Annotated in this window: 11 protein-coding genes and 1 pseudogene; 6 read left to right on the forward strand and 6 right to left on the reverse strand. The window is 55.8% G+C overall.

The window, feature by feature from the left end; genetic code table 11:
* Window positions 1-43: 43 nt before the first annotated feature.
* Complete coding sequence (locus HPC62_RS10265) at window positions 44-760, reverse strand: response regulator transcription factor (protein ID WP_172355373.1); 717 nt, start codon at window positions 758-760, stop codon at window positions 44-46.
* 1,181 nt (window positions 761-1,941) lie between these two features.
* Between HPC62_RS10265 and HPC62_RS10270 the strand changes: the two genes are divergently transcribed.
* A complete protein-coding gene (locus HPC62_RS10270) occupies window positions 1,942-2,538 on the forward strand; it encodes a CPP1-like family protein (RefSeq protein WP_228721745.1) in 597 nt (198 codons plus the stop codon).
* Window positions 2,539-2,609: 71 nt separating this feature from the next.
* Here HPC62_RS10270 and HPC62_RS10275 read toward each other — a convergent pair whose 3' ends face one another.
* Both HPC62_RS10275 and HPC62_RS10280 read right to left on the reverse strand, forming a co-directional pair.
* A complete protein-coding gene (locus HPC62_RS10275; protein ID WP_172355377.1) occupies window positions 2,610-3,383 on the reverse strand; it encodes an HAD family hydrolase in 774 nt (257 codons plus the stop codon).
* Between the two features lie 204 nt (window positions 3,384-3,587).
* On the reverse strand, window positions 3,588-4,181 hold the full coding sequence (locus HPC62_RS10280; protein WP_172355379.1) for a diheme cytochrome C: 594 nt from the start codon (window positions 4,179-4,181) through the stop codon (window positions 3,588-3,590).
* Between the two features lie 795 nt (window positions 4,182-4,976).
* Here HPC62_RS10280 and HPC62_RS10285 point away from each other — a divergent pair.
* Window positions 4,977-5,477, forward strand: coding sequence for a GNAT family N-acetyltransferase (locus HPC62_RS10285; RefSeq protein ID WP_172355381.1), 501 nt, complete (start codon window positions 4,977-4,979; stop codon window positions 5,475-5,477).
* 365 nt (window positions 5,478-5,842) lie between these two features.
* On the opposite strand, the gene HPC62_RS10290 is transcribed toward HPC62_RS10285, so the two are convergent.
* Window positions 5,843-8,017, reverse strand: coding sequence for a glutamine synthetase III family protein (locus tag HPC62_RS10290; protein ID WP_172355383.1), 2,175 nt, complete (start codon window positions 8,015-8,017; stop codon window positions 5,843-5,845).
* A 265-nt stretch (window positions 8,018-8,282) separates the two neighbouring features.
* Complete coding sequence (ppk2, locus tag HPC62_RS10295; RefSeq protein ID WP_172355385.1) at window positions 8,283-9,257, reverse strand: polyphosphate kinase 2; 975 nt, start codon at window positions 9,255-9,257, stop codon at window positions 8,283-8,285.
* A gap of 267 nt (window positions 9,258-9,524) precedes the next feature.
* On the opposite strand from ppk2, the pseudogene HPC62_RS24295 reads away from it, so the two are divergent.
* Window positions 9,525-9,608, forward strand: a pseudogene (locus HPC62_RS24295) (aspartyl protease); the annotation flags it as partial.
* A gap of 94 nt (window positions 9,609-9,702) precedes the next feature.
* On the opposite strand, the gene radA reads toward HPC62_RS24295, so the two are convergent.
* On the reverse strand, window positions 9,703-11,223 hold the full coding sequence (gene radA / locus HPC62_RS10300; RefSeq protein WP_172355387.1) for a DNA repair protein RadA: 1,521 nt from the start codon (window positions 11,221-11,223) through the stop codon (window positions 9,703-9,705).
* A gap of 486 nt (window positions 11,224-11,709) precedes the next feature.
* On the opposite strand from radA, the gene rpaB reads away from it, so the two are divergent.
* The 3 genes from rpaB to HPC62_RS10315 all read left to right on the forward strand — a co-directional run bounded on the left by rpaB (window position 11,710) and on the right by HPC62_RS10315 (window position 14,720).
* Complete coding sequence (rpaB, locus tag HPC62_RS10305) at window positions 11,710-12,441, forward strand: response regulator transcription factor RpaB (protein ID WP_197673308.1); 732 nt, start codon at window positions 11,710-11,712, stop codon at window positions 12,439-12,441.
* Between the two features lie 201 nt (window positions 12,442-12,642).
* Entirely contained in the window at window positions 12,643-13,716 is a 1,074-nt protein-coding gene (gene plsX / locus HPC62_RS10310) for a phosphate acyltransferase PlsX (RefSeq protein WP_172355389.1), read from the forward strand.
* On the forward strand, window positions 13,716-14,720 hold the full coding sequence (locus HPC62_RS10315) for a beta-ketoacyl-ACP synthase III (protein WP_172355391.1): 1,005 nt from the start codon (window positions 13,716-13,718) through the stop codon (window positions 14,718-14,720). The genes plsX and HPC62_RS10315 overlap by 1 nt, the downstream gene beginning before the upstream one ends.
* Window positions 14,721-14,770 lie beyond the last annotated feature (50 nt).

Here is a 14,770-nt window from a genome sequence, read left to right on the forward strand (position 1 = left end):
TTCTAATTCTGCGACTTCACGAAAACAGCGATTCAGAAGAGGCTTAGGAAGCAGCCTCTTCTCCTGCTGTGTCAGGAGCCTCAAACTTATAGCCTACACCACGTACAGTTTGAATTAGATTGGGCTGCTGGGTGTCAATTTCAATCTTCTTGCGGATTTGCCCGATATGAACATCAACCACCCGCTGATCGCCCACATACTCGTAATCCCATACTTTTTGAATCAACTCTGCCCGCCGCCACACGCGACCGGGGTGACTCGCCAAAAAATGCAGCAAATCAAACTCCAGCGCCGTTAGCGGCACCATCTCGCTGTTCAGCGTCACCTCACGCCGTACCGGATCGATGGATAATCCGTTGAACGTGAGGCACTGCTGCTCCGCTGCTGTGACCGGGCGCTGCCGTTTCAGAATCGCCTTTACACGCACCTCTAGCTCCGCCAAACCAAACGGCTTGGTGAGATAGTCATCCGCGCCCTTAGAAAACCCGTGGATTTTATCAGCCTCGTCAGCGCGACTGGTCAGCATCAACACAAACACACCCGTCCGGCTCTGCATCTCTTGACAAAGCGTGTAGCCTGTTGCGTCTGGCAGGTTGACATCCAAGATCACCAGGTCGGGATTGAACTGTTCAAAAATCGCCATTGCCCCTTTGCCATCTTCGGCGGATTCGACCTGATAGCTGTGGGTGGAGAGAAAACGATGCACCAGCGTACGAATGTGACGGTCATCGTCAACGACAAGAATCTTGGCTGAAGCCATGACTGTAACCTTGGGTCGATGAATAGAGGGACGTTGAGTGAAATTGTAAATGTAAACCCTAAACTGAAACTTTTGGATCAAGAGCGAATAAAGAAGCAAGCCAGAGCGGGTGGGTAGATTCTGGTAGTCCACTGGCCAGCCCCAGCGCCAGTCTCCGCCATGCCCCTACTTACATTAAGCCGCCCCAAAAAACCGTATCCGCATAGAAATCTGTAATAGTCGCAAATAGTTGCACTTAAGCGTAAAACAAATTTTGTTGATTATGTGAGGGATTATTGTGAGGACATTAAAGATCCGCTATGGATAGGCGCGGGCTTGCTAGAGATTGCCTCGGAGAGAAGGGGCTTGTATTGTAGACGCATTTGCCTGGTAGAACCGGGTGGCTACACTAAGGAATCATGGGGGTGGGACGAGGGAAGGGAGATGCAGGTAGAATTTAAACCTGACCTGATCAGTTTAAGCACAAAAACCGGGGCGATCGCCAGTCGGAGCGTTGCTGTTTAACTCAGAAGTGTTCAACTCAGAAGTTGAGGGTAGTGTGGGTTTAGCACCAGTGAACTCAGGAGCAGTGGATTCAAGAGCTATAGTTTAAGTAGTTTAAGTGGCATCTCGAAGTTCAGTGACATCCTGAAACTCTAGTGTTAGACCATAAGTGGTAGACCACAATTGTTTGACCATCGTGTTTGAATCATGTGTTTGACTCATGGGTTTGACTATTGGATGCTGGATACTTGACCTGGATGCCTGACTACAGCGAGTGGCTCTGGGACGGGCAACCTGTAATCGGTAACTAAATAGATAACTGGAGATAACTGGGAATTGTTAGCGCTGGAGCAACCCAAGTGCTTGTCAGCAGCATAGATTCAGCAGGAGTGCCTGACTAAACCTGGCGTTCAGTACTCAAGGTCAAACGATAATGGTCGAACTGTGCCTAAGCCTGAGACTTGCAACCCGGATAAAGGAGAACTGGCCCTGGGCAAGTTCTCGATCTGATGCTTTTCCGCTGTCTGCTGCTGACTGCTATCTGAACCTTGCTGCCAATCATTTCTGAAACGAAATTGATTGTAATATTAAGCTCCGTCAATTTTTTGCACTAAGGCCGCGACTGATACTATTCATCATAAACGACGATTCATAATCAATTATCGTGGGGATTCGGCTGGAGGGCACGAATGGAGGACATGAGCCACTACGAAAGACTGGGTGTAGACGAAACAGCGACGTTTGAAGAGATTCAGGCGGCGAAGGCGCGTTTGACCCAGGAGCATGAGGGCGACCCACGCACACTAGAGGCGATTGAAGCATCCTACGATGCAATCCTGATGGATCGGCTGCGACAGCGACAGGAGGGCAAGATCAAGGTGCCCGATCGGATTCGCTTTCCTGAACGGACTGCCGAGCCACCGCCAGATTTTGCGCCTGCTGTGCCCAGCCCTTCCCCCAATTGGCTTCGGCAGTGGATTGACACACCCAGCCGCGCCGATATTCTTTGGCCAGGCGGATTGTTGCTAGGGGCAGGGCTGCTTGGCCTTAGCTCACCGTCTCTGGCGCTGGCGCTGGGCGTAGGGATTAGTATTTTCTTTTTGAACCGCAAAGAGCATAAGTTTGGACGAGCGTTTCTACTGTCGCTGGCAGGGCTGCTGCTGGGCGTGCTGCTGGGGATGGCGCTGGTGGAGGCGATCGCCCCCCAGCTTGCCCAGATTAACTTGGGCGGGCCTAGCGCCGCCGCTATGATTGCCCTGTTTATCCTCTGGCTGATCAGCAGTTTCCTGCGCTAGCGGTTCCCAGCGCTAAAGTAGGTGTCGCTGCCTTGCCCAATCTCACTCTGTATTCTCGATATTCCACTACGCTAGCGGTTCCCAGCGCTAGAGTAGGTGTCGCTGCTGCCTGCATTTTGCCAGGCGATGTCTTTCCGAACTGTGCTTTCCCAGCCTGCGTGTTGCACGATCACGTCAAGGGCTTCGGCGAAGTTATTCACAATCCAGTCGGGCTGGTGTTTGCTGAGCTGAGTGCGATCGCGGATGCCGCTGAGTACGGATACAACAGGGATGCCGTGGGCCTTTGCTGCGGCGACGTCGGCTTCGGTGTCGCCGATCATCCAGTTTTCTGCGGGGGGCAGTTCGCTGAGGGCCCGCTGCATTAGCAGGGGCTTGTCCTGCACGTCAGTCGTTTTGACGTAATCATTGCTGAGACAGTAGCGGCGATCGCCCCCAAAGAATCGTCCCAAATTGCACCGCTGAAACGCCTCGTCTAGCTCGCTGGTGCGTCGCATGGTCATCACCGCCAGATCAATGCCCGCCTGCTGAATGCGCTCTAGAGTTTCTACTGCGCCTGGAATGGGCGTGTCGTAACTCAGGTAGGGAGGCGTGTGAACCGTGTTTCGCCGCATCCGGGCAAAGTCTTGAGCCTGTAGCTCGTCCAGACCGGACATTTGACCAATTTGGCGCTCTGGCACCTGCGATCGCTTGAGTTGCCAAAACTCCGCCTTAGACAATCGCTTGACCGTCTGCCCCGGACGGCGCACCTGCTCCAGGCAAACCTGATAGACCTGGTAATAGCGCTCCGACACGTCCATGATGGGCCCATCAAAATCTGTGATGATTCGTAATTTTTTTTGAACCATTGCTCTGTTTTATGAACTTTAATTACAGATTAGCCCGAAGAAGAGGGAATCGGGTAACCTCTTTGAGTATTTATACTCTCTTGCTAAATCCTAATCAAAAACAATCAAAAGGGCCAGTCTTCGCGTAGTTTGGAGACTGGCCTTTTGATAAGAGGCTCTCGTAAGAGGTTCACCCTTGGTTATCAGGGCAGATAAAGCAGGGGACTATTCCCTCGCCTGCCATTCTGGGCTGAGGCGACGGAAGTTGAAATCGATAGCGGCGGGATGGCAACTGATGCAAGAGCCAAAGGAGAGGGGTTCGGGCAGCTCTACGCCGGGATGGAGCGCTCTCATATAGCGGGATTGGGCAAACCGAGAGGGAACGGTTTCGTTTTGCACAATGGAGCGCGAAGAGGCACGCACATAGTTCCACATGATGCGACGGGCAGGGTCTTGCAGTGGGGTGATGACTGTGCCGTAGTGCTGGGGCGTTTGCAGAATGGCCGCCCAGGATTGCAGCGGCATCACCTCCGGCGGCGGGGCAAAATGGCAGCCGGAGCAGTTTTGGAAATAGAGTCGCTGTCCAAGCTGGAGTTGTGTGGGCACGATATCGACGGTGCCGATTTCGACCGTGTTTGCCGGAGGGGTGGCGGCGATCGCCCGCTCCGTTTCCTGTGCCCCACCTACCTGCGACAATCCCCAGCCCAGGCTGAGGCTCCAACCCAAGACCAGCGCCAGCACAAGCGATGTCCGCCTGGCCCGGCTCAGGAAACGGCGAGAGCGGGATGAGATCGACTGAAGAAGCTGCTGGATTGCCATGAGGTCTCTCGAACACTAGAAATTGAAAGAAATTAAAATTTGGGAGTTTTGGGCTTGGGAGTTTTGGGCTTGGGAGTTTTGGGCTTGGGAGTTTTAGCCAAAGGTGGGCTGTGGCTTGGGCGCATCCCCGTTATGCAAGTTTGCCCTCATCCTCCAGCCCCTTCTCCCTTTTTGGGAGAAGGGGGGCCGGATTGGAAGTCCCTCTCCTACTTTGGGAGAGAGGGTGAGGGTTACAAAAGTGGGATACACCCTGTGGCTTGAGTATAGATAGACGGACGGAATGCGGAAATAGATCCCTGAAACCGAACTCCCTGAAACCGAACTCCCTGAAACCGAACTCCCTGAAAACAGATCCCTACAGTTCCCCAAAGTCAACGCCTGGAACCCAAACCTCTGACGGGTCATTCTGTCATGAATTCCCAACGAATGGATGCTTTTTTGGGGTGGTTTTGAGCGGGCGACAGAGGGGCGATCGCCCTTTTATCAAGCGTTTCAGCCCATTTACGCGACCGGATCACCGGGTAGCATTCGTCTGGCTGGGTGAGGCACGTTTTGAGTTACATGCCGTAATGTATTGGCAGCGATGTCACTCCGGCAAGCAAGCGCTGCGAAACTTGTCTGGGTTTTGATTTTGCTGGCCTGTTGATTAACCTGTTCTATCGGAACCTTGAGGTAGCCGGAGATGCTGCCAACGGTCTTCACCTGTTTGACGGAATTGCTTGACGGAATTGCTTGACGGAATTGAATGTTAATTGGACGTAATTTGACCTAAGGGAATCAAGGAGTTTTGCCGAAATGGATTGCAGCCACGTTCAGTTTTGTATACACGACTCCTCTGCACAGACCGCTGCGGCCCGCGAGATCGACCTGCACCAGCTTCAGGATTTGTTTAACGTGACGGCATTTTGGGCGCAAAACCGACGCATCGAAGACCTGGCCACGGCGATCGCCCACAGCAACCCAATTGTGACAGCCTGGGATGGCGATCGCCTCATTGGGTTCTCTCGCGCCACCTCCGACGGCGTGTATCGCGCCACCATCTGGGACGTGGTGATTCACCCTGACTATCAGGGCGCAGGGCTGGGCCGCAAGATGGTGGAAACGGTGCTGATGCATCCCCATGTCAACCGGGCCGAGCGCGTTTATCTGATGACCACCAACGAGCAGCGGTTCTACTCTCGCATCGGTTTCGAGGAAAACCAGACGACGACGATGGTGCTATTTAATCAGCCCGTGTCGCAGGAGGGGCTGCCTGCTATGGTCTACATGGCCGAAGTCTCAAAGGAGGAGTCCTAGAGGCATCCTCAGGGAGGTGTCCCCAAAGTCTCTAGGGCCAGGGATTCGGGCGATCGCGGTTCAAGACTCCAAAGCTCGCCATAGGCGACTAAATTTGACCAGATTCAGGGAAAATTTAGGGAAAAGGCGCACCTTCTTGGATAAGTGCGCCTTTTGTCACTATTAGGAGTAGTCTCGTTAGGAGTAGTCTCGATCGGGAGTAGTCTTGGTTAAGAGTCGTCTCGCGCTTCTCGTCGAAGTCCCGGTTCCCGTGGAAGGCGCTGTCTAGACAAACGCCTTGCACTTGGATTGTCCGCGAATTGCCCATCTCGCACCCTGGCTAAATCGGGCACAGCAGGGGCAGGAGAAAGCGCTACTTGATGACGCTACTTGATGAACAGCATTTCCTGATACTTGGGCAGGGGCCACAGGTCGTCTGCCACCTCGTCCTCCAGCGCATCGGCATAGCCGCGCACCCGATCCATGAGCGGACGCAGGGTTTTAGCGCAATACTGCATATGCTCCTCGGTGGTGGCGAAGTCATGAACAGCAAGGGCGCTGCTGAGTTCGCCGACGGTGGTCATCATTTTGCTAGTCAGGTCAGAGATTAGCTCGACGTTGGCGGTTTCAAAGGGCAGCCCGATGGTTTTCAGGCTGGCGATCGCCCCCGCAATCTCCGACAAATGGCGCAGCACAGCGGGATAGATTAGCGTCTTCGTCATGCTAATCACCAGCTTGGCTTCCATATCGATCACGCGGATGTATTGCTCCGAATAGGTTTCAAACCGGCTTTCCAGTTCTTTCTCCGACAACACACCAGTTTTGACAAACAGTTCCTTGATGGATTCTGTTTTCAGCATGGGCAGCGCGTCGGCCGTCGTGGGCAGGTTCAGCAAGCCCCGCTCCTCTACCGCCATCCGGTGCCACTCAGCAGAGTAGCCGTCGCCGCCAAACACCACCGCACCGTGCTGCTCCATCACCTCCTTGAGGATGTTGTAAGCAGCGGCATCGAGGGATTTGCCCTCGCCCAGCTCGGCTTCTAGCCGATCGGCAACCCAAGTGAGGGAGTCGGTCAGGATGGTGTTCATGGCCACCAGCGGGCCCGACACGGACTGGTTTGACCCAACAGCACGAAACTCGAAGCGGTTGCCCGTGAAGGCAAAGGGAGAGGTGCGGTTGCGATCGCCCGGATCTTTGGGAAACTCCGGCAGCGTGTCGATGCCCAAGTTCATCAGGCCAGGTCGCATTGACCCCTGCACATCGCCATTTTTGATCTGCTCATACACGTCTTCAAGCTGCGAACCCAGATACACCGAGATAATCGCAGGCGGCGCTTCGTTTGCGCCCAGGCGGTGGTCGTTGCTGGCCGTCGCCACGACAGCCCGCAGCAGCGGCCCATACTGATGCACCCCGCGAATCACCGCGCCGCAAAACAGCAAAAATTGCAGGTTTGCATGGGGCGTGTCGCCCGGATCGAGCAGGTTGCCCTGGGTGGCATTGCCCACCGACCAGTTGACGTGCTTGCCAGAGCCGTTGATGCCCGCAAACGGCTTTTCATGCAGCAAACAGACAAACCCGTGCTTCTTCGCCGTATTTCGCAGCAGGGTCATGGTCAACTGCTGGTGGTCGCTGGCCACGTTCGCCGCCTCAAAATAGGGCGCAATTTCAAACTGACCCGGAGCCACCTCGTTGTGTCGCGTCTTGGCCGGAATGCCCAGCCGATACATCTTTTCCTCCACGTCCTGCATGAACACCTGCACCCGTTCAGGAATCGCGCCAAAGTAGTGATCATCAAACTGCTGTCCCTTGGCAGCGGGCCGGCCAAACAGAGTACGCCCCGCCAGCAGCAGGTCAGGACGGCTGTGGGCAAAGTGGGCATCCACCAGGAAATATTCCTGCTCTGCACCGCAGCTAGAGTTTACGGAAGCCACGTCGGTATGGCCGAGCAGTTTCAAGAGGCGAGTGGCCGCCTTGCTCATGGCCGCATTCGACCGCAGCAGCGGCGTTTTCTTGTCCAGCGCCTCGCCCGTCCAGGAAATGAACACCGTGGGGATGCAGAGGGTCGCGCCGTTGTCCGTTTCCATGATGTAGGCAGGACTGGTGACATCCCAGGCCGTGTAGCCCCGTGCCTCAAAGGTGGAGCGGATGCCGCCGTTGGGGAAGGAGGAGCCATCGGGTTCGCCCTGCACCAGCACCTTGCCCGTAAATTCAGTGATGGCCGTGCCGTCGGATTGCAACGAAATAAAGGCATCGTGCTTTTCCGCCGTGATGTTGGTCATCGGATAAAAGACGTGGGCGTAGTAGAGCGCTCCTTTGGAGATAGCCCAGTCCTTCATGGCGGCGGCCACGATACCTGAAATTGACACATCCAGCTTGCCGCCCGTCTGGATGGTGTGTTTTAGCGAGCGAAACACTTCCTTAGGCAGGCAGGCCTGCATTTTGTTGAGGGTGAACACGTCCACCGCCCACAGGTCTTCTAGGCGGCTGGGCACCTTGGGGGCGACGGGCTGGCGTTCGGTGATTTGACAGATGGTTTGAAACCGTAGCTCGTTAGCACTCATACAGCAATGTACCTTGGTTTGTTTGAAGGTGAGTTGAACAGTCAGCGGGGCTGGAAATCTCTTCAGCCCCAGAGCGTCTCTGCTGGTTTCTGGGGACTGAACAGTTGCAGAAAAATCAGAAAGGCGATTATTAGAAGGTAATCAGAAAGGCATTGGCATTAAATTTGCATTGAACCTGCATTGAACCTGCATTGAACCTGCATTGAACCTGCATTGAATTTGAACTTGCATTCAAGGCGATAGGCGCGTGCGTCGATCATCGCTGCTAGTAAACGTGGGGCACGAAGAACTGCTCGTTGCGGGGCGATCGCACGTAGTCGTGGGGCGCAATCTGGCGGGGCGGCAGTTCCATTTGCTCCGGTGTCATGTCTACATAGGGAATCTTGGACAGGACATGGTGCAGGCAGTTGAGGCGGGCCCGCTTTTTGTCGTCCGCTTCGACCGTGAACCACGGCGCTTCGGGAATATTGGTCTTGGCAAACATTGCATCTTTGGCCTGGGAATATTCCACCCAGCGATCGCGCGATTCTAGATCCATCGGACTCAGCTTCCAGCGCCGCGCCGGATCGAGCGTCCGCGACTGAAACCGCCGCTCCTGCTCTTCATCGCTGACGGAAAACCAGTACTTCAGCAAGATAATGCCGGAGCGCACCAGCATCCGCTCAAACTCTGGGCAAGAGCGCATGAATTCCTGGTATTCCTCATCCGTGCAGAAGCCCATCACCCGCTCTACACCCGCCCGGTTATACCAACTGCGGTCAAAGCAGACGATCTCGCCCGCCGCAGGCAGATGGGCGACATAGCGCTGAAAATACCACTCGGTCTTTTCGCGATCGCTCGGTGTACTCAACGCCACCACACGACAGCCGCGCGGGTTGAGCGGTTCGGTGATGCGTTTGATCGTGCCGCCCTTGCCCGCTGCGTCGCGCCCCTCAAACAAAATCACAATCCGAGCGCCTGTGTGCTTCACCCAGTACTGCATCTTGACCAGTTCAAGCTGCAACCGAGCCAGTTCCTTTTCGTATTTTTTGCTGGAGAGTTTAGAAATACCCTCCTGCTCAGAGGGGCGATAAAGCGCGTTTGAACTGGAGAGATTTGCCCGCTTCTCTGGCGCGAGACTCTTCTTTTTCTTTTTCTTCTTGCCCTTTTTGGAAGCAGCTTCTCCTATCAGCAGGGCTTGTCCCGCAGGCCGCCCATCCTGACTCGCGCTCTTGCCTGCGTCCAGACTTGTGCTGTGCATGGCTACATCCTCCAAAGCCGCAGAAACTTTACAGATTGGGACAGATCGGGCTGATAAGACCAGCCCAGAGATAGCGATCAGAGTAAAATACGCTAAGTTTTAAGCATCGCCCCAAGATAACGCCATGACCTGGGGAAAAAAGTAGCAATCGCAACGTAAATGCAAAAAACTGCGGATTTTGGCTTGGAATTCAGAAAAGCTCCAATATTTGGCGATCGCCCACCCATCTACAAGCCGGAGCGCCCACCCATCTACAAGCCGGATTGACTACCCGGCAGACAGAATGCGCTGCTGGGCATGATTCCGCTGGAGGCGCTGGGTCTGGAGCCAGATTTGCAGCATCAGCAGTTGAGCAGTTGCAGGCACTGCCGATTACGCCAGAGCAAACTTATCTGAGCGCGGTTTCGCATCTGAGCGCAGTTTTGCAGGTTCCCTCACGCCCGACTCATTCTTGCCCGCTCTTTTGGGTAGACAGGTTACCGCTGGTCAGGGCAACCGCGATCGCATCCACCACCCGCGCCACGGGAATAATGTCGAGTCCCAGTCCCGGATGCTCCGCCTGACTGGCCGGCACGATCGCCCGCTTGAATCCCAGCTTGGCCGCTTCCTTCAGCCGCAGCTCCATCTGCGACACCGAGCGCACCTGGCCGCCCAGCCCCACTTCGCCAATCAGCACTGTGCCCGGATCGACGACGCGATCGCGGAAACTGGCCGCCACGGCGATCGCCACGCCCAAATCGGCGGCGGGTTCCGACACGTTAATGCCGCCCGACGACGCCACGTAGGCATCCAGCTTCGACAGGGGAATGCCCACGCGCTTTTCTAGCACTGCGAGAATTTGCAGCAGTCGATTGTATTCAATGCCCGTGGCCGTGCGGCGGGGCGACGGATAGCTCGTCGGGCTGGCCAGCGCTTGCAGCTCCACCACCAGCGGGCGCGTCCCTTCGCAGGCGACGATGGTGGCCGTGCCGGGGGTTTCCTCATCGCGATCGCTCAAAAACAGCGCCGAGGGATTTTGCACCTCCTCCAGCCCGCGATCCACCATTTCAAACACACCCAGTTCATTGGTTGCGCCAAAGCGATTTTTCACCGAGCGCAGCAGGCGGTGGCTGGCAAAGCGATCGCCCTCAAAATACAGCACCGTATCCACCAGATGCTCCAGCACCTTCGGCCCGGCGATCGCCCCTTCCTTCGTCACATGCCCCACGATGAACAGCGTGATATGCTCCCGCTTTGCCAGTTGCATCAGCGCCGACGTACACTCGCGCACCTGCGAGACCGACCCCGGAGCCGAATTGAGCGTGGCAAAATAGAGCGCCTGGATACTGTCAATCACCGCCACCGTCGGCCGCAGCGACTCCAGTTCAGAAAGAATCGTCTCTAGGTCAATTTCCGGCAAAAGATAAAGGGAGTGGAATGTTGAGGCGTTGGCCTGCTGTAGCAACAGGGTGATAGGGTCTTGAGTTTTCTCTTTTCTTTCTTCCCCTATTTTCACCCCGCTCCCCACGCCTAGCCGCTGCGCCCGCAGCTTCACCTGCTGCCCCGACTCTTCGGCACAGACATAGAGAACCCGGTGCTGCGCCGCAAGCTGATTGGCCACTTGCAGCAGTAGGGTAGATTTGCCGATGCCCGGATCGCCGCCCACCAGCACTAGAGAACCAGGCACAATGCCGCCGCCCAGCACCCGATCCAGTTCGCCGTAGCCGGAGGCAATGCGGGTCTGGGGATGGTCGGAAATTTCGGGGAGGGTGAGCGCGGCGATCGCCCTTGGTTCCCCCTTGGAATTGGCGCTGGCCCGTTTGGGCGATCGGCTCACGGCTCCCATCGCGGTCTTGGCGCTGCTGGCTGGTGCAACAGTCTGCTCCACCAGCGAATTCCAGCTTCCACAAAAGGGACACTTGCCAAAATATTGCGGCGAGTCTGCGCCACACTCATTACAGACATAGCTTGTTCGAGGCTTGGGCATAGCAGCAGACCTGGTCAGCACAAAAATTAAAGTTCAGTGAGAAACTTAGTGAGAAGTTTAGTGAATTCAGGGATTTACTCAATCAATACACCCAAGAAAGCGGATCGTCCGCCTGCTTCCGCCTGCGTTCACCTCCCTCAAAGGGGCGATCGCCAGTCCCAAAGAATCAAAGTTCCGTCCTGGTAGGGGCTATCCCAACGGCTCCATCTCAGAGCAGCAATTTTCGACGTAAGCCCAACTTATAGCCCAACCCCACAAAGACAATTTGAAACCCTTCGAGATTAATGTTTCTTAATGTGAAACGAGGCGAAATCTTTCATAGATTTATTACTATCTGAGAGTTCGCAAGAAATGTTAAAAAACTCTGAAATGTAGGGAGATTGGGAATTTCACGCGCTCAAGACAGGCCCATAGGCTACTATTGTTAATGATAGTCTGGGAAGAATTAACTATCAAAAATAATCGCTTCAAGGAGTGTTGACTAAATTGGAGAATCACAAAGAAAAAATTCTGGTCGTTGACGACGAAGCCAGCATCCGACGCATTCTTGAAACTCGTCTCTCCATGATTGGTTACGATGTCGTCACCGCTGCCGACGGCGAAGAAGCGCTAGAAACCTTCCGCCATTCCGATCCAGACTTGGTTGTGCTGGATGTCATGATGCCCAAGCTCGACGGCTATGGGGTTTGCCAAGAGCTTCGCAAAGAGTCCGACGTACCGATCATTATGCTGACGGCCCTGGGCGACGTGGCTGACCGCATCACCGGGCTAGAACTGGGTGCAGACGACTACGTGGTCAAACCCTTCTCGCCCAAGGAGCTAGAGGCCCGCATCCGCTCGGTGCTGCGCCGAGTAGAAAAAACGGGCACAACGGGTATTCCCAGTTCCGGTGTTATCCAAATCAACACGATTCGGATTGATACCAACAAGCGCCAGGTCTACAAGGGCGACGAGCGGATTCGGCTGACGGGCATGGAGTTTAGCCTGTTGGAGCTGCTCGTTGGGCGATCGGGCGAACCCTTCTCCCGCTCCGAAATCCTGCAAGAAGTGTGGGGCTACACGCCAGAACGCCATGTCGATACCCGCGTGGTCGATGTTCACATTTCTCGACTGCGGGCTAAGCTCGAAGACGACCCCAGCAACCCCGAACTCATCCTCACGGCACGCGGAACAGGCTACCTGTTCCAGCGGATTGTGCCGCCGGGTGAAGTGGAGTAATCTTGCGTCTCCGTTGCGCCTGTCTCTCGCATCTTTGAGCTAATGCATCTGAAACTAATGCACCTTCTATCAATGCACCCCAATGCGCTGATCCGGTCTGTAAAGACTCAGGGCAAAGAATTCAGGGCACTCCGCTGACTCGCTCCGGTTTCCGGTAGAGTCCATCTGATAAAATTTGTGAGGTTTCTATAACGTTGATCGATGGGTTCAACTCGAGCACGGATTGCCGTTGATGCAATGGGCGGGGACTTTGCCCCGGTGGAGATTGTTTTGGGTTCCCTGCGGGCCCAGGCAGAGTTAGATGCAGATATTCTGCTGGTCGGCAAGCCCGATCAGATTCAGGAAGCGCTCAAGCACCATAGCGTGCCTCCCGGTTTGGAAATTGTGCCAACGGAAGACATGGTGGAAATGCACGAGGAGCCGCTGACGGCAATTCGTCGCAAGCCCAATGCTTCTATTAACGTGGCGATGGATTTGGTGCGCCAGGGCAGGGCCGACGCGGTGGTGTCTGCGGGGCATTCGGGTGCGGCGATGGCGGCAGCGCTGCTGCGGCTAGGGCGGCTGCCGGGGATTGATCGGCCGGCGATTGGGGCGGTGCTGCCTACGATGACGGCTAAGCCCGTGCTGATTCTGGACGTGGGCGCAAATGTGGACTGTCGGCCCAAGTTTCTGGAACAGTTTGCCGTGATGGGGTCGGTTTATTCCAAGTACGTCCTCGGCATTCCAGAACCCAAGGTCGGACTGCTGAATATTGGCGAAGAGTCTTCTAAGGGCAACGATCTGGCAGTTCGTGCCCATCAAATGCTGCAAGAAAATTCGCGGATTGCCTTTATTGGCAACGCAGAAGGCCGCGATGTGCTGTCGGGCGACTTTGATGTGGTAGTGTGCGACGGCTTTGTGGGCAATGTGCTGCTGAAGTTTGCCGAGGCGGTGGGCAGCGTCATGCTGCAAATTGTCCGCGAGGAGTTGCCTCAGGGTTTGAACGGCAAGCTGGGTACTGCAATGCTCAAGCCGAACCTGCGCCGCATTAAGCAGCGGATGGATCACGCTGAGCATGGGGGTGCGCTGCTGCTGGGCGTAGCGGGCATCTGCATCATTAGCCACGGCAGTTCTCAGGCTCCTTCGATTTTCAATGCGATTCGGATGGCAAAGGAGGCGGTCGATCATGGCGTTTTGGGCCGGATTCGGGCGCAGTATGAATCGCCAGAACTGGCAGTTGCAGATGGGCAGTCGTCGCTGTCGCGCGGCGGTGAACAACCAGAGAGTGTTGAATAATGGCGCAACGAGTTGGAGCGGGGGTGGCGATTACGGGCAGCGGCTCTTCAGTGCCGGAGCGCTATCTCGATAACGAAGCCCTGAGCCGAGTGGTGGACACTTCGGATGAATGGATAGCCTCTCGCACGGGCATTCGGCAGCGGCGATTGGCAGATGCGGCAGGCTCTCTGCGGGCGATCGCCACTCAGGCGGCCCAGAATGCTCTGGACATGGCAGGGGTAGCGGCCTCAGAGATTGATCTGATCGTGCTGGCGACTTCTACACCCGATGATCTGTTTGGCTCTGCCAGCCAGATTCAGCATGATCTGGGCGCAACGCAGGCAACGGCCTTTGACCTGACGGCGGCCTGTTCGGGCTTTGTGTTTGGGCTGGTAACGGCGGCGCAGTTTATCCAAAATGGCGTGTATCGCAAGGCGCTGATCATCGGCGCGGATGTGCTGTCGCGCTGGGTGGACTGGAGCGATCGCCGCACCTGTGTCCTGTTTGGCGACGGGGCGGGTGCGGTGGTGATGGAAGCGAGTGAGCGCGATCGCCTGCTGGGGTTTGAACTCCGCAGCGATGGCACCCTGAACCACTGCCTGAACCTGGCCTATCAGGGGCAGGATAGAGAACTGGTGGACGGAGTGGCGATCGCCCAGGGTACATTTCAGCCCATCACGATGAACGGACAGGAGGTGTACCGTTTTGCCGTCAAGCGGGTTCCCGAAGTCATCGAGAAGGCGCTATTTCGGGCTGAACTGACGGTCGATCAGATTGACTGGCTGGTGATGCATCAGGCAAACCAGCGAATCCTTGATGCCGTTGCCGAGCGTTTGGGCATTCCCAGCGAAAAGGTCATCAGCAACATGGCCAGCTACGGCAACACTTCTGCTGCGTCTATTCCCCTAGCGCTGGACGAGGCCGTGCGGCGGGGCGATATCAAGCCTGACGACATCATTGCCACGGCAGGCTTTGGCGCAGGATTGACCTGGGGCGCGGCGGTGTTTCGCTGGGGCGCAAGTTAGGCGCGAGTCAGGCGCGAGTCAGGCGCGAGTTAGACGCGAATTAGACAATT

The organism is Thermoleptolyngbya sichuanensis A183, from assembly GCF_013177315.1.
Lineage (GTDB): Bacteria > Cyanobacteriota > Cyanobacteriia > Elainellales > Elainellaceae > Thermoleptolyngbya > Thermoleptolyngbya sichuanensis.

Excerpts from the sequence above, each read along its gene's own strand:
- HPC62_RS10265 (WP_172355373.1), bottom strand. The coding sequence starts at position 760 with ATGGCTTCAGCCAAGATTCTTGTCGTTGACGATGACCGTCACATTCGT.
- HPC62_RS10270 (WP_228721745.1), top strand. The coding sequence starts at position 1,942 with ATGAGCCACTACGAAAGACTGGGTGTAGACGAAACAGCGACGTTTGAA.
- HPC62_RS10280 (WP_172355379.1), bottom strand. The coding sequence starts at position 4,181 with ATGGCAATCCAGCAGCTTCTTCAGTCGATCTCATCCCGCTCTCGCCGT.
- ppk2 (WP_172355385.1), bottom strand. The coding sequence starts at position 9,257 with ATGCACAGCACAAGTCTGGACGCAGGCAAGAGCGCGAGTCAGGATGGG.
- HPC62_RS10315 (WP_172355391.1), top strand. The coding sequence starts at position 13,716 with ATGGCGCAACGAGTTGGAGCGGGGGTGGCGATTACGGGCAGCGGCTCT.
- HPC62_RS10275 (WP_172355377.1), bottom strand. The coding sequence starts at position 3,383 with ATGGTTCAAAAAAAATTACGAATCATCACAGATTTTGATGGGCCCATC.
- plsX (WP_172355389.1), top strand. The coding sequence starts at position 12,643 with ATGGGTTCAACTCGAGCACGGATTGCCGTTGATGCAATGGGCGGGGAC.
- HPC62_RS10285 (WP_172355381.1), top strand. The coding sequence starts at position 4,977 with ATGGATTGCAGCCACGTTCAGTTTTGTATACACGACTCCTCTGCACAG.
- HPC62_RS10290 (WP_172355383.1), bottom strand. The coding sequence starts at position 8,017 with ATGAGTGCTAACGAGCTACGGTTTCAAACCATCTGTCAAATCACCGAA.
- radA (WP_172355387.1), bottom strand. The coding sequence starts at position 11,223 with ATGCCCAAGCCTCGAACAAGCTATGTCTGTAATGAGTGTGGCGCAGAC.